Below are 13,723 nucleotides of genomic sequence, written 5' to 3' on the forward strand. Positions count from 1 at the left end.
ATACAACTGTTGGTCGCTTAAGTGCGTCAGGCGTCACACTTGGCCGTATTGCTGCCCGTGCCTGAGCCAGCGATTGAGCAGCGGGCTGACGTGGTCCGGCCAGCGCTCCAGCAGTGCCTGTGCGGCATCGCGCACGGCAGGCAGCAAGTCGGCGTCGCGCATCAGGTCGGCGACCTTGAATTGCAGCAGGCCGGTCTGGCGCGTGCCGAGCATTTCGCCGGGACCGCGCAGTTCCAGGTCCTTTTCGGCGATGACAAACCCGTCGTTGGTTTCGCGCATGATGCCCAGGCGCTGGCGACCGATCTGCGACAGCGGCGGGTGGTAGAGCAGCACGCAATGGCTGGCGGCGCTGCCCCGGCCCACCCGGCCACGCAACTGGTGGAGTTGCGCCAGGCCCAGGCGCTCGGGGTTTTCGATGATCATCAGGCTGGCGTTGGGCACGTCCACGCCGACTTCGATCACGGTAGTGGCCACCAACAGTTGCAGGTTGCCAGCTTTGAATTCGGCCATGACTGCGGCTTTTTCAGCCGGCTTCATGCGCCCGTGGATCAGGCCGACCTTGAGTTCGCCCAAGGCGCTGGTGAGGTCTTCATAGGTGGTTTCGGCGGCCTGGCAGGTCAGCTCTTCGGACTCTTCGATCAGCGTGCATACCCAGTACGCCTGGCGCCCTTCGGCACAGGCGCTGCGTACGCGTTCGATCACTTCCACACGCCGGGTGTCGGTGACCAGCACGGTGTTGACCGGCGTACGGCCAGGCGGCAGTTCGTCGAGGATCGAGGTGTCGAGGTCGGCGTAGGCGCTCATGGCCAGGGTGCGCGGGATCGGTGTGGCGGTCATGATCAACTGGTGCGGGTTCATCCGCCCGCCGACGCCTTTCTGGCGCAGCGCCAGGCGCTGTTGCACGCCGAAGCGGTGCTGTTCGTCGATGATTACCAGGGCCAGGTTCTTGAACTGCACTTCGTCCTGGAACAGCGCGTGGGTGCCCACCACCATCGGTGCGCCGCCGGCAATCTGTTCCAGTGCCGCCGCGCGGTTCTTGCCCTTGAGCTTGCCGGCCAGCCACGCCACTTCCAGGCCCAGCGGTTCGAGCCAGCGCTTGAACGTGATGAAATGCTGCTCGGCGAGGATCTCGGTGGGCGCCATCAGCGCCACCTGGTAGCCGGCCTCCAGCGCTTGCAGGGCGGCGAGGGCGGCGACCACGGTCTTGCCTGCGCCCACATCGCCCTGGATCAGCCGCAGCATGGGCTCCTGCTGGCTCAGGTCATAGGCGATTTCATTGCCGACGCGTTGCTGGGCACCGGTCGGCGCAAAACCCAGGTTGGCCAGGTACTGCGCAGGCAAGCGCGTGGCCTTGGGCATTGCCGGTGCACGCAGGGAGCGCATGCTCTCGCGCAGGCGTTGCTGGGACAGTTGATGGGTCAGCAGTTCTTCGAAGGCCAGGCGATGCTGGGCCCAGTGATGACCGAGCGCGAGTTCGTCGACATCGGCGTCGGCGGGCGGGTGATGCAGGTAGCGGATCGCATCGTCCAGCGGCGCCAGCTGATAGTCGCGGGCCAGTTCCTGGGGCAGCCAATCAGGCAGGCTTTTCGGGCCGAGCATAGTCAACGTCTGCATGCACAGTTGGCGCAGGCGTTGCTGGGTCAGGCCTTCGGTGAGTGGGTAGATCGGCGTGAGCGTGGTGTCGACCGGCGGCGGTTCGTCACCGGTAATGGCGCGGTATTCCGGGTGATAGATCTCAAGGCCGGATGCGCCGGGTCGCGCTTCGCCGTAGCAGCGCACGCGGGTGCCGCGCTTGAGGCCTTCCTTCTGCGCGTTGCTGAAATGGTAGAAGCGCAGGCTCAGGCCGCCAGTGCCATCCTGCAGGCGTACGACCAGACTGCGGCGCTTGCCCATCACCACATCGGCACCGCTGACGGTGCCTTCGACCACTGCGTCCTGCCCGGGGCGCAACTGGCCGATGGGCACTACGCGGGTGCGGTCCTGATAGCGCAGGGGCAGGTGGAACAGCACGTCCTGGAGGTTCTCCAGGCCCACCTTGGCCAGCTTCTCGGCCATGGCTTCACCGACACCCTTGAGTGCCGTCACCGACACCTGCGACAGCTCAGTCATACCCTGGCTTAGCTCGCGGCAGTCGGCTTGGCGACCGAACACAGGCGGATCGAGTCGGCGAGGATCTCAATCGCTTTGGGCCGTGGGAAGCTGGCGCGCCAGGCGATCGCCACGGTGCGGAACGGCACCGGCGGCGTGAGTGGGCGCACTTCGATCACGCCGGGGGCGTAGTGATGGCTGTCCACCGCCGACAGCGGCAGGATCGAAATGCCCAGGCCGGACGCGACCATGTGACGGATGGTTTCCAGGGAGCTGGATTCCACGGTGGTGTGCTTGGCGCCGTCATTGCCCTTGGTCAGGGTCGGGCAGGCTTCCAGGACCTGGTCGCGGAAGCAGTGGCCTTCGCCGAGCAGCAGCAAGCTCTTGTCGTTGAGCAGGCCAGCGTCGATGGTGTCTTTCTGTGTCCACGGGTGCGAGGCCGGCATGAGCACGTAGAACGGCTCGTCGTAGAGCGGCAGGGTCAGCACGTCGGCTTCATTGAACGGCAGGGCAATGATGATAGCGTCCAGCTCGCCGTTGCGCAGTTTGTCGCGCAGCACGTGGGTGAAGTTTTCTTCGATATACAGCGGCATCTGCGGCGCGACGCGGTGCAGTTGCGGGATCAGGTGCGGGAACAGGTAAGGCCCGACGGTGTAGATGGCGCCGACCTTGAGCGGCGCGGTCAGCTGGTTCTTGCCGGCCTGGGCCAGTTCGCGAATGCTCTGCGCCTGCTCCAGTACCTTCTGGGCCTGGGCCACAATGCCTTCGCCCACCGGTGTGAGGCGCACGGCGCTCTTGCTGCGCTCGAAAATCAGCACACCGAGTTCGTCTTCAAGCTTTTTCACGCCCACCGACAGCGTCGGTTGGCTGACATGGCAACGCTCGGCCGCGTGGCCGAAGTGCTGCTCTTGGGCGAGGGTAACGATGTAGCGCAATTCTGTAAGAGTCATAGCGGGCGTCCATGAGGTTGCGGGCCAAGCATACCGGCTGCAATCGATAGACGCACGTTATCAGACACGATGGGGTTTGCGACACCGGCTAATCGGGTGCCGCAGGTGTTTTGCCGGTTATTTCTGCGGGTATTTGAAGGTGAAGGTCTCGGTGAAAGGACCCCACCATTCGGGTACGCCGGTTTCTTTGTCGACGTGGTGGAAGAAACCATTGATCTGCGGGCTCTCGTAGCGCAGCACCACGGTATAGGTGCCTGGGCCGTCCATCTTCACGTTATTCGCATAGTGGGCGCCGTCTTTGGCGACCATCGGCAGGAGCGTGCCGATTTGCTTGTAGTCCGGAGCGCCTTCCTTGACCAGGGAATAGGAGATGCTCAGGTAAGGTACCCATTCACCGTTGGACAGTCCGTACTTGTTGTCAGCGGTGGCATGCACATCGCTTTCAAGGTGCACCGAGTCCTTGTCCATGACCATGCCCGGTGGCATTGGCGCCATCTCGATTCCGGTGAGGTACGAGGAGGCGATTTCCATGTCGTGGGTCTGGACCGGGCCGCCGATGGGGTATTCACGGGCTTGGCTGAAGGCAGAAAAAGCCAGGGTGCTGGTCAGGACCAATGCAGCGGCCACAGGTTTGTGCAGGTGTTTCATGGGTGACGCTCCAGGGTGGGTGACGACGATTGAGTGGTGCGCGACTGCACAAGGCGGCTACCCAGTACCAACAGGGTAAGGGTGGTCACCCAGGCAAACAGTTGAACGCCCAGGGGGCGGTCGGTGTAGCCGGTCAGCGCTTGCAGCGCCCGACCGGTGAGGCTTGCGTCGGACACCAGCCAGGAGGTGTCCCACAACTCGTAGCCCCAGGCCGGGATCAGGTTGATACCGGCCAGGATCGCGGCGGCGCGGCCGGCCATTCCCGCCGCGAGTACGGCGATCATCCACGTGGTGACCGAGAACAGACGCTTGAGGCTGATCACCACCAGCCCGCGATACAGCAGCCACGACAGCACGCCGCCGCCGGCAATCCCGAGCATGCCGCCGATGAGCATCGTCAGGGGTTCGGTGTGGGTGGATGCAGCGATGCCATAGAGGAACAGCACGATTTCCGAGCCTTCGCGCAGCACGGCAACGGTGATCACGATGGCCAGTGCCCACAGGGTCTTCTCGCCGCGTTGCACCGCGGCGCCGCTTTCGCGCAGTTGAGTGGCGAGTTCGCGGCCATGGCTGCTCATCCACAGGTTGTGCCAGCCGAGCATGCACACCGCGACGATAAGGATGGCGGCGTTGAAGATTTCCTGGCCGAAACCGTCCAGGGCCTGGGTGATGGCGCCGGTGAACAGCGCGAGGATCGCCGCGCCGCCAACACCGGCAGCGATGCCGCCGATGATGTAGGTACTGCGCCGCGCCAGCCCCTGGGTGGCGGCCATGACGATACCGATGACGATGCCGGCTTCCAGCACTTCACGAAACACGATCAGCAGACAGGCCAGCATGACTTACTCCTTGGCCGCGACGACGGTGACGGTGCCTTTGGCCTGGTCGGGATGGTAGTCGTCGAAAAAGCTGTAGGTGCCTGGATGCATAGGGCCGGCGAAGACGGTAATAGTGTTGCCGGGCACGACGATCTTTTCGAACTTCATGTCGTAGCTTTCAAATTCGTCGACGGTGTCGTCGTTATTGGTGAGCTGGATGCGAAAGCGCTCGCCGGCCGGCACGGTGAAGCTGGCCGGCGTGAAGGTGTGGTTCTGCACGGTCAGGCTGACCAGTTGATCCGCATGGGCTGCGCAGGGGGCGCCAGCGATTGCGAGCAGGGCAAGCGTCAGGCGGGGAGGGCAGGACATGGCGAAAGGCCTCTCAAATGAGAATTGTTCGCGCATGATTGGTGGTGTATTGAAGTGTTACAAGTGAAGAACCATGACATTGGTTTCACATTCAGTCACGGTTCAGCTTGCGGGCCTGCAAGGCTTGAAATACGGGGGAGGGGAAATGCAATGGGCACCCGAGGGTGCCCATTGGGAGCGGCTCAGCGACGACGTTTCTCGATGTTGTACACGAACGGTGCAACGATCTCGATACTGCCACCCTTGAGCATGTCTGCCGGCGGCTTGGGCAGCGGCTGGGCACGCCGGATCATGTCCAGCGTGGCGCGGTCCAGGTCGGCGTTGCCGGAGCGGCCCACCAACTCGTAGGACAGCACGTTACCCTCGGCATCCACCACGAACTTCAGGCGGTTGAGGCCTTCCTTGCCACGTGCCTGGGCACCTGGCGGGTACTTCTTGTACTTCTGCAGGTGAGCCAGCAGGGTGCCTTCCCAGGACGCTTTGGCGGCGATCTGTTGCGGCGATGGGCCAGGAACGGGCTGGGCTGATTTTTCAGCCGGTGCCTGGGTCGGCGGAGCGTCGCTCGGCGGATCCTCGGAAGGTTTCTCCTTGGGCGGCTCGATTTTCTTCTCCACCGGCTTGGGCGGCTGCGGTTTGGGCTTGGGCTTGACCGGCTTGGGCACCTGGATCGTCGGCTTGGGTGCCTCGGCCAGTTTCGGCAGGGGCAGCTCTTCCACCGGTGCAGGCGGTTGCGGCGGCGTGACCACCTTGGGCGGTGCCGGCGGCGGTGGGGCTGGCATCGGTGCCAGGTCGATGACCATGGCAGCCGGTGGCAACTGCACCGTGCGCGGCGCCGACCAGTGAAGCGCGATAGCGATCGCGATGGCATGCACGCCCAGTACGACGGCGAGGCTGGTGCCATAACGCGTCAGTTTGTGGCGCGTCGTGATCATTTCTTGGCTGCCGTCTCGAGTCCGACCAGGCCTACCTTGAGGTAGCCGGCTGCCCGCAGGGCATCCATCACGCTCATCAGGTCGCCGTAGTCCACGCCTTTGTCAGCCTGGAAGAAGATCGTCGTGTCCTTCTTGCCCTGGGTCTTGGCGTCGAGCACCGGCCCCAGGGTTTCAGCCTTGACTTCTTCTTCACCCAGGAACAGGCGTTGGTCCGCCTTGACGCTGAGGAAGATCGGTTTCTCCGGCCGTGGCGCTGGCTTGGCGCTGGACGCGGGCAGGTCGACCTTGATGTCCACGGTGGCCAGCGGTGCCGCCACCATGAAGATGATCAGCAGCACCAGCATCACGTCGATAAACGGCGTGACGTTGATTTCGTGGTTCTCGACGAGTTCGTCGTCGCCTTGATTCAAATGCAGGCCCATGGCCGATTACCCCACTTTCACCATGTGCGGTTGCGAGCTGCGCTCGGTAGGCAGGTGATCGAGGTCGCGGCTGACCAGCAGCAGGACTTCCGCCGACGCGTCCGATACCTGGGCCTTGTAGCCGGCAATCGAACGGGCAAAGACGTTGTAGATCACCACCGCAGGAATCGCGGCAACCAGGCCCAGGGCGGTGGCCAGCAGGGCTTCGGCGATGCCTGGGGCAACGACGGCGAGGTTGGTGGTCTGGGTTTTGGCGATGCCGATGAAGCTGTTCATGATGCCCCACACGGTACCGAACAAACCGACGAAGGGCGCGGTGGAACCGATGGTCGCCAGCACGCCGGTGCCGCTGCTCATGTTACGACCGCAGGCTGCCACCAGGCGCTCCAGGCGGAAGGCCACACGTTCCTTGATGCCTTCTTTTTCGCGGGTGTTGGCCGACAGGCGCATTTCTTCCAGCGCGTCGTGCACCAGGGTGTTGGCCAGGGTGCCTTTCTTGGTCGCGCTTTCGCTGGCTTCCTTGAGGGTGGTGGCCTTTTTCAGGTGGACGATTTCGGTGCGCAGACGACGCTTGGCGCCCAGCAGCTCGAAGCCTTTGGCGATCCAGATGGTCCAGGTGATGATCGAGGCGATGGCCAGGCCGATCATCACGGCTTTTACCACCACGTCAGCGTTCTGATACATGCCCCAGGGCGACAGGTCGTGGGCCATGCCCAGGGTGTTGTCTTCTTCCAGCACTACGCCGGTGTCGTCGGCGGCGGCAGGGTCAGCGGCCTGGGCCGGGTCGGTGGCAGCGGGTGCTGCGGCAGGTGCTGCCGGTGCCGCGGTGTTGTGCTCGGCAGCCGCGGGGGTGGCTGGTGCGGTGGCATCAGCGAAGGCGGCGGTCGGTGCCAGCAGTACGCTGAACAGCAGCGCAGCAATCGCGCGCCAGGCGCGGGATGGGCTGTGAAGCTTGGTTGGCGAAGCGGGGGTTGTATTACGTGTCATGCTGGCCGGACCTGAGTAAAAAAATGAGTGATCGTCCTTCCAGACCCAGGGGTCGAGGACAAATGGGTGGTTATTATTGCAAGTAATTCTTGTTAACAGAAGTAATACAGTAACTTTATTTGTGCTTTTTCTGGCCGTCTGTCATCTGCGAAGGCTAACCTAGACCTTTCTGTGCGGAGTTTTGTGATGTCAGCGCCTTCTGTTGTGATTGCCGGATGTGGCGATGTGGGGAGCCGGCTGGCCAGCCAATTGCTTGCCTCGGAATGGGAGGTATATGGCCTGCGCCGTGATATTTCGCGGCTTCCCGACGGCGTGATCGGCATTGCCGGTGACCTGTTCAAAAAGGATTGCCCCGACACCTGGCCGATTGGCGGGGTGGATTACCTGGTGTACTGCGCGGCTGCGACGGATCACGACGAGGCGGGCTACCGCGCCGCTTATGTAGAAGGGCTGAAACATGTGCTGGAGTGGCTGAGTGACTACGGCCAGGAACCCAAACACCTGCTGTTCGTATCCAGCAGCAGCGTCTACGGGCAGCAGAATGGCGAGTGGGTCGACGAAACGTCGGAGACTCAATCGAAAGGATATTCCGGGCAGGTGATGCTGGAAGCCGAGCAAGTGGCGCTCAATAGCGGCATCCCGGCGAGTGTCGTGCGGCTTACCGGCATCTATGGTCCTGGTCGCGAACGGCTGCTGACCCAGGTTCGCCAAGGCTATCGCGTGGCAATCGATCCACCTTTATATGGCAATCGCATTCATGCGGACGACGCGGCGGGGCTACTCGCCTTTTTGTTGCGCCATGTGGAAGAGGGCGGCTCGCTGGACAAGGTCTACATCGGTGTCGACGATGCACCTGCTCCACTGGCCGAAGTGGTGGGCTGGTTGCACGAATACCTGGGTGTGACTGAGTGGGCTGAGGATGCGAGTGTGCGGCGAGCGGGCAGCAAGCAGTGCAGCAATGCTCGGGTGAAGGCGTTGGGTTGGACGCCGACTTACCCGACCTTCCGCGAAGGCTACGCAGCAATTCTCAAAGGCTGAAACTCAAAACCCGATAGCAGTGTGTCAGACACCGTTGTAGTGGCTGATGCGCCGCCATCGGTGGCAAGCCCCCTCCCACATTTGGATCATGTTTGGTTGCTTATTGCTTTTCAAGCAGCCATTGGCGTGGGCCTGGTGTGAACGAGGGCACTTCATCCGCCTGCGCGGTGTTGATCGCCTGGAAGATTTCCAGCTGTTTGCCTTTGCGGGTAAAGATCCACGGGTTGCCCTGGCCGTTGAGCTGCAGCCAGATGCTGTCGTAGCCACCGCTCATTGAGGCGCAATCACCGGCCAGGCACAGCGAATACCGGTCCACATTGGGCAGGCCGGCGACCTTGCCGTCAGCCTGGAACTGCACGATGGCGCCGCTGCCGAAGCCGTCGCTGATCTTCCAGTCGCCGCCCAGGTAGGCTCCGTACAGCGCTCGCTCGAAGTTGGCACCCAAAGGTGCACCTTCCGGGGCCGGGTCTTTGGCGCGGGCAAACAGCTGTTCGGGCTCGTTGTCGTTGGCCACTTGCAGCAGTTGCTTGCCTTTGCGCTTGAGTTCGGTGGCGGAGCTGCCGTAGAAATCCACGCTCCACGCGCCGGACTGTTCACCCAGCAACTTGCCTTCCGCTACTTCAAAACCGTTGTAGTAGCGGGCCTGTGAAGCCTTGGTATTGACCTCCCACTCGAGGTTCGGGCCATATCTCTGCAGGGCTTCACGCAAAGGGCCGCCCTTGGCTGCCGCATCGATGGCGACCTGGTTGATCCAGGTGCCGCTCACATCCCTGTCGGCAGGGTTACTGGCACAGCCGCCGAGCAACAGGGCGAGCATTGATGAGGCTACAAGCGCTTTGCGCATCATGAAATCCTTCTGAAACGAAGTCGGCGCAGCCTGTGGGGGCTGCGCCGGGTGTTTTACTCGATGACCAGGATCGCGTCCATCTCGACCTGCGCACCCTTTGGCAGGGCGGCAACGCCGATGGCGGCGCGGGCTGGATACGGTTGTTCGAAGTACTTGCCCATGATCTCGTTGACCTTGGCGAAGTGGCTCAGGTCGGTGAGGAAGATGTTCAGCTTGACGATGTCCTTGAACGAACCACCGGCTGCTTCAGCCACCGACTTGAGGTTTTCGAAGACCTGTACGGTCTGTGCTTCGAAGCCTTCCACCAGTTCCATGGTCTTCGGGTCCAGCGGGATCTGGCCGGACATGTAGACGGTGTTGCCCGCCTTGATCGCCTGGGAGTAAGTGCCGATGGCGGCAGGGGCTTTATCGCTGGTGATAACGGTCTTGGTCATGAATGACTCCTTGTAATGTGGGTTAGGCGCGCATGCGAGTGATGCGGATCACACCGGTCAAGGCTCGCAGTTTCTTGATCACGCGGGCCAGGTGCACGCGGTCGTGTACGCTGACCACCAACTGGACCACGCTGATGCGGCCATCGCGCTCGTCCATGCTGATTTTTTCGATATTGCCGTCGGCTGCGTTGACGCTGCTGGCGAGCAGGGCGATCAGGCCGCGCTGGTGTTCCAGCTCCACCCGCAACTCGACGTTGAATTCGCCGGTGACATCCTTGGCCCACGAGAGCTGGATGCATTTTTCCGGGTTGTGGCGGATTTCGGTGATGTTGCGGCAGTTGTCCAGGTGCACCACCATGCCTTTGCCTGCGGACAAGTGGCCGACAATCGGGTCGCCCGGGATCGGCGTGCAGCACTTGGCGTAGCTGAGCACCAGGCCTTCGGTGCCGCGAATCGCCAGCGGGCCTTCCGGGCTTGGCAACTGTTCGCCTTCGCCGAGCAGGCGGCGGGCGACTACATAGGCCATGCGGTTGCCCAGGCCGATATCTTCCAGCAGGTCCTCGATGGTTTCCTGGCGGTACTCGTGGAGCATCGCTTGCACGCGTTCCTGCGGGATCTTGTCGAGGGCGCTGTCGAAACCGTTGAGCACCTTGTTCAGCAGGCGTTCGCCCAGGCTGATGGACTCGGAGCGGCGCTGCAATTTCAGCGCGTGACGGATGTGCGTGCGCGCCTTGCCGGTGACCACGAAGTTGAGCCACGCCGGGTTCGGGCGTGCGCCCGGGGCGCTGACGATCTCGACCGTGGAGCCACTTTGCAGCGGTTCGGACAGCGGTGCGAGACGACGATTGATCCGGCAGGCGATGCAGCTGTTGCCCACATCGGTGTGCACCGCATAGGCAAAGTCGACCGCCGTGGAGCCCTTGGGCAGCTCCATGATCCGGCCTTTGGGCGTGAACACGTAGACCTCGTCCGGGAACAGGTCGATCTTCACGCTTTCGATAAATTCGAGGGAGTTGCCGGCGCGTTGCTGCATTTCCAGCACGCCTTTGACCCACTGGCGGGCGCGGGCGTGAGTGCCCTTGGGCTGCTCGTCGCCGCTGGACTTGTACAGCCAGTGGGCGGCGATGCCGTTGTTGGCCATCTCTTCCATTTCGCGTGTGCGGATCTGGATCTCGATCGGCACCCCGTGCATGCCAAACAGCGTGGTATGCAGCGACTGATAGCCGTTGGCCTTGGGAATCGCGATGTAATCCTTGAAACGGCCCGGCAGGGGTTTGTACAAATTATGTACAGCGCCCAGCACGCGGTAGCAGGTGTCGACCTTGTCGACGATGATCCGGAACGCGTACACGTCCATGATTTCGTTGAAGGCCCGGCGCTTGCCGCGCATCTTCTTGTAGATGCCGTAGATATGCTTTTGCCGGCCGCTGACCTCGCCTTCGATCTCATCGATCGCCAGGCAATGGCTCAGCGACTCTTCGATCTTGTTGACGATTTCCTTGCGGTTGCCCCGGGCGCGCTTGACTGCCTGGTAGATGCGCGCCGAACGCATCGGGTGCATGGCCTTGAAGCCGAGGTCTTCGAACTCGATACGTATGGCGTGCATGCCCAACCGGTTGGCGATGGGCGCGTAGATTTCCAGGGTTTCCTTGGCAATGCGCCGGCGTTTTTCGCCGGACAGCACTTCCAGCGTGCGCATGTTGTGCAGCCGGTCGGCCAGTTTGACCAGGATCACGCGAATATCGCGGGCCATGGCCATGGCCATCTTCTGGAAGTTTTCCGCCTGGGCCTCGGCCTTGGTCTCGAAGTTCATCTGGGTCAGTTTGCTGACCCCGTCGACCAGTTCGGCCACGGTTTCGCCGAATTGCGCGCTGAGCGCTTCCTTGGCGATGCCGGTGTCTTCGATCACGTCATGCAGCATCGCGGCCATCAGGCTCTGATGGTCCATGTGCATGTCGGCAAGAATGTTTGCCACCGCAAGGGGATGGGTGACATACGCCTCGCCGCTACGGCGGCGTTGGCCGTCGTGGGCTTGTTCGGCGTAGAAATACGCTCGGCGGACCAGGTTGACCTGGTCTGGGCCGAGGTAGGCCGATAAGCGATCGGCGAGGGCGTCTATGCTCGGCAAAGTGTGAACTCCTGCCGTTGGCTGTGACCCCGCGCCGTGCTACGTCGACCAGGCATAGGCTTAGACGGCCTCGTTGGACTCGTCCTCGAACGCTGCAAACAGCGGTTCGTCTTCAACGATTTCAGCGTTGGCGATGAACTCGTAGCTCATCAGGCCTTCGGCGATTTCACGCAGGGCCACAACGGTAGGCTTGTCGTTTTCCCACTGGACCAGGGGCTCTTTGCCGCCAGTGGCCAGTTGACGGGCACGCTTGGTAGAGAGCATGACCAGCTCAAAGCGGTTATCCACGTGTTCTAGGCAGTCTTCAACGGTTACGCGGGCCATGGTATTCCTCGGAGCGAATGCAAGATGCGCGCTGCCCGGTTGGGCGAGCGGACTAAACAGTTTAAAAAATCACCAGCGTTTAGGGAAGCGCTGATTTTTCGCAGGCCCTCGCAAAACCGCTACAAGCGCCAATGTAAAGCCCTTGCAGCGGTTTTGGGAAGAGCCAATCAACCGAGCAGTTCGGCGAGTAATTTGCCGAAACGCTGTTGCTGACGCTTTTGCTGGAGCTGATTGGCGCGGAAAATCGCCTTCAAATCGTCCAGCGCGTGGGCAAAATCGTCGTTGATGATCAGGTAGTCGTAGTCGACGTAGTGGCTCATTTCGCTGACGGCTTCACGCATCCGGCCTTCGATGATCTCGTCGCTGTCCTGGCCGCGGTTGGTCAGGCGCTGATGCAAGGCTTCAAGCGACGGCGGCAGGATAAAGATCGAGCGTGCCTTGGGCATCAGCTGGCGCACTTGTTCGGCACCTTGCCAGTCGATTTCCAGGATCAGGTCGTGGCCTTCGTCCAGGGTCTGCTGCAAGTGGCTTTGCGAAGTGCCATAGAGGTTGCCGAACACTTCGGCGCGCTCCAGGAAGTCGCCGTGTTCGATCATCTTGACGAACTCGGTGCGCTCGACGAAGTGATAGTGCACGCCGTTCACCTCGCCCGGGCGCATGGCGCGGGTGGTGTGGGAGACCGAGATGCGGATCTGCTCGTCAGCGTCGGTCAGGGCCTTGACCAGGCTGCTCTTGCCTGCGCCAGAAGGCGCGGAAATGATGTAAAGGGTGCCGGTGCTGTGGGTCATGGAGGTTGCCTTACTCAATATTCTGTACTTGTTCGCGCATCTGCTCGATCAACACCTTGAGGTTGACCGCAGCCGTGGTGCTGCGCGGATCGAAAGCCTTGGAGCCCAGTGTATTGGCTTCGCGGTTGAGTTCCTGCATCAGGAAGTCCAGGCGCCGACCGGCGGCGCCGCCGGACTTGAGCACGCGGCGTACTTCGAGGATGTGGGTGCTCAGGCGGTCCAGTTCTTCGGCCACATCGCTCTTCTGCGCCAGCAGCACCATTTCCTGCTCCAGGCGCACCGGGTCGAGATCGGCCTTCATGTCGGTGAAGCGGTCGAGGACCTTCTGGCGCTGGGTGGCAAGCATCTGCGGGACCAACTCGCGCAGGGTGACCACGTCTTCTTCGATCGAGGTCAGGCGCTCGCTGATCAGGCGGGCCAACTCGGCGCCTTCACGCTCGCGGCCGGCCTTGAGCTCCTTCAAACCCTGATTGAACAGGGCGAGGGCTTCGGCGTTGAGCGCCTGCGGGTCGGTGGCGTCGGCCACCAGCACGCCGGGCCAGGCCAGCACTTCCAGGGGGTTGAGCGCGGCCGGCTGCTTGATCAGACCGGCGATGGTTTCGGCGGCGGCGACCAATTGCGCGGCGCGGTCGCGGTCAACCTGCAGCGGCTTGCCGGTGGTTTCTTCGGTAAAGCGCAGGGTGCATTCCAGCTTGCCGCGGGAAATGCCCTGGCGCAGCGCTTCACGCACAGCGCCTTCGAGGTCGCGGAACGATTCCGGCAGACGCAGATGCGGCTCCAGGTAGCGGCTGTTGACCGAGCGCAGTTCCCAGCTCAGGGTGCCTTGTACGCCGGCTTTTTCGACGCGGGCAAAGGCGGTCATGCTGTGCACCATGGAGGTACCTCGCGTTGCAGCCCCGTAAATGCGGGCTGATGATTGGGAAGGCGCAGGATTGTAGCGCAGTGGGGCG

Annotated in this window: 15 protein-coding genes; 1 reads left to right on the forward strand and 14 read right to left on the reverse strand. The window is 62.3% G+C overall.

What is annotated here, in order from left to right; translation table 11 throughout:
• Positions 1 to 33 precede the first annotated feature (33 nt).
• From recG to exbB, 8 genes are all read right to left on the reverse strand, one after another.
• Positions 34 to 2,109 carry an ATP-dependent DNA helicase RecG gene (gene recG, locus BM017_RS05045; protein WP_092242371.1) on the reverse strand — a complete coding sequence of 692 codons (2,076 nt, stop codon included), beginning with the start codon at positions 2,107 to 2,109 and terminating at the stop codon, positions 34 to 36.
• 8 nt (positions 2,110 to 2,117) lie between these two features.
• Complete coding sequence (locus tag BM017_RS05050; RefSeq protein WP_016975936.1) at positions 2,118 to 3,038, reverse strand: hydrogen peroxide-inducible genes activator; 921 nt, start codon at positions 3,036 to 3,038, stop codon at positions 2,118 to 2,120.
• A 117-nt stretch (positions 3,039 to 3,155) separates the two neighbouring features.
• Positions 3,156 to 3,686 (reverse strand): iron transporter, encoded by a 531-nt coding sequence (locus BM017_RS05055; protein WP_092241661.1) that lies wholly within the window; start codon positions 3,684 to 3,686, stop codon positions 3,156 to 3,158.
• On the reverse strand, positions 3,683 to 4,525 hold the full coding sequence (locus BM017_RS05060; protein WP_092241662.1) for an FTR1 family iron permease: 843 nt from the start codon (positions 4,523 to 4,525) through the stop codon (positions 3,683 to 3,685). The genes BM017_RS05055 and BM017_RS05060 overlap by 4 nt, the downstream gene beginning before the upstream one ends.
• Before the next feature lie 3 nt (positions 4,526 to 4,528).
• Positions 4,529 to 4,873: a cupredoxin domain-containing protein gene (locus BM017_RS05065; RefSeq protein ID WP_071488080.1), complete on the reverse strand. Its 345-nt coding sequence runs from the start codon at positions 4,871 to 4,873 to the stop codon at positions 4,529 to 4,531.
• Between the two features lie 182 nt (positions 4,874 to 5,055).
• Positions 5,056 to 5,805 (reverse strand): TonB family protein, encoded by a 750-nt coding sequence (locus tag BM017_RS05070; protein WP_071488079.1) that lies wholly within the window; start codon positions 5,803 to 5,805, stop codon positions 5,056 to 5,058.
• Positions 5,802 to 6,227 (reverse strand): TonB system transport protein ExbD, encoded by a 426-nt coding sequence (gene exbD / locus BM017_RS05075; protein ID WP_003195519.1) that lies wholly within the window; start codon positions 6,225 to 6,227, stop codon positions 5,802 to 5,804. Before exbD ends, BM017_RS05070 begins: the two co-directional genes overlap by 4 nt.
• Before the next feature lie 6 nt (positions 6,228 to 6,233).
• Positions 6,234 to 7,214 (reverse strand): tonB-system energizer ExbB, encoded by a 981-nt coding sequence (gene exbB, locus BM017_RS05080; RefSeq protein ID WP_092241664.1) that lies wholly within the window; start codon positions 7,212 to 7,214, stop codon positions 6,234 to 6,236.
• 186 nt (positions 7,215 to 7,400) lie between these two features.
• Here exbB and BM017_RS05085 point away from each other — a divergent pair, with 186 nt between their 5' ends.
• Entirely contained in the window at positions 7,401 to 8,252 is an 852-nt protein-coding gene (locus BM017_RS05085; protein WP_092241666.1) for an SDR family oxidoreductase, read from the forward strand.
• A 100-nt stretch (positions 8,253 to 8,352) separates the two neighbouring features.
• On the opposite strand, the gene BM017_RS05090 is transcribed toward BM017_RS05085, so the two are convergent.
• From BM017_RS05090 to BM017_RS05115, 6 genes are all read right to left on the reverse strand, one after another.
• Positions 8,353 to 9,096, reverse strand: a complete 744-nt coding sequence (locus tag BM017_RS05090; RefSeq protein WP_092241668.1) for a hypothetical protein — start codon at positions 9,094 to 9,096, stop codon at positions 8,353 to 8,355.
• Between the two features lie 56 nt (positions 9,097 to 9,152).
• Positions 9,153 to 9,533 (reverse strand): RidA family protein, encoded by a 381-nt coding sequence (locus BM017_RS05095; protein ID WP_003176922.1) that lies wholly within the window; start codon positions 9,531 to 9,533, stop codon positions 9,153 to 9,155.
• Positions 9,534 to 9,555: 22 nt separating this feature from the next.
• Positions 9,556 to 11,661: a bifunctional GTP diphosphokinase/guanosine-3',5'-bis pyrophosphate 3'-pyrophosphohydrolase gene (spoT, locus tag BM017_RS05100; RefSeq protein ID WP_058424246.1), complete on the reverse strand. Its 2,106-nt coding sequence runs from the start codon at positions 11,659 to 11,661 to the stop codon at positions 9,556 to 9,558.
• Positions 11,662 to 11,721: 60 nt separating this feature from the next.
• Positions 11,722 to 11,985, reverse strand: a complete 264-nt coding sequence (gene rpoZ, locus BM017_RS05105; protein ID WP_003176920.1) for a DNA-directed RNA polymerase subunit omega — start codon at positions 11,983 to 11,985, stop codon at positions 11,722 to 11,724.
• 167 nt (positions 11,986 to 12,152) lie between these two features.
• The gene (gene gmk, locus BM017_RS05110; RefSeq protein WP_003213284.1) at positions 12,153 to 12,773 is read right to left on the reverse strand and encodes a guanylate kinase; all 621 of its coding nucleotides are present in this window, start codon (positions 12,771 to 12,773) and stop codon (positions 12,153 to 12,155) included.
• A gap of 10 nt (positions 12,774 to 12,783) precedes the next feature.
• The gene (locus tag BM017_RS05115; protein WP_049710930.1) at positions 12,784 to 13,647 is read right to left on the reverse strand and encodes a YicC/YloC family endoribonuclease; all 864 of its coding nucleotides are present in this window, start codon (positions 13,645 to 13,647) and stop codon (positions 12,784 to 12,786) included.
• Positions 13,648 to 13,723 lie beyond the last annotated feature (76 nt).

It is taken from the genome of Pseudomonas sp. NFPP04 (genome assembly GCF_900113815.1).
GTDB classification, from domain to species: domain Bacteria; phylum Pseudomonadota; class Gammaproteobacteria; order Pseudomonadales; family Pseudomonadaceae; genus Aquipseudomonas; species Aquipseudomonas extremorientalis.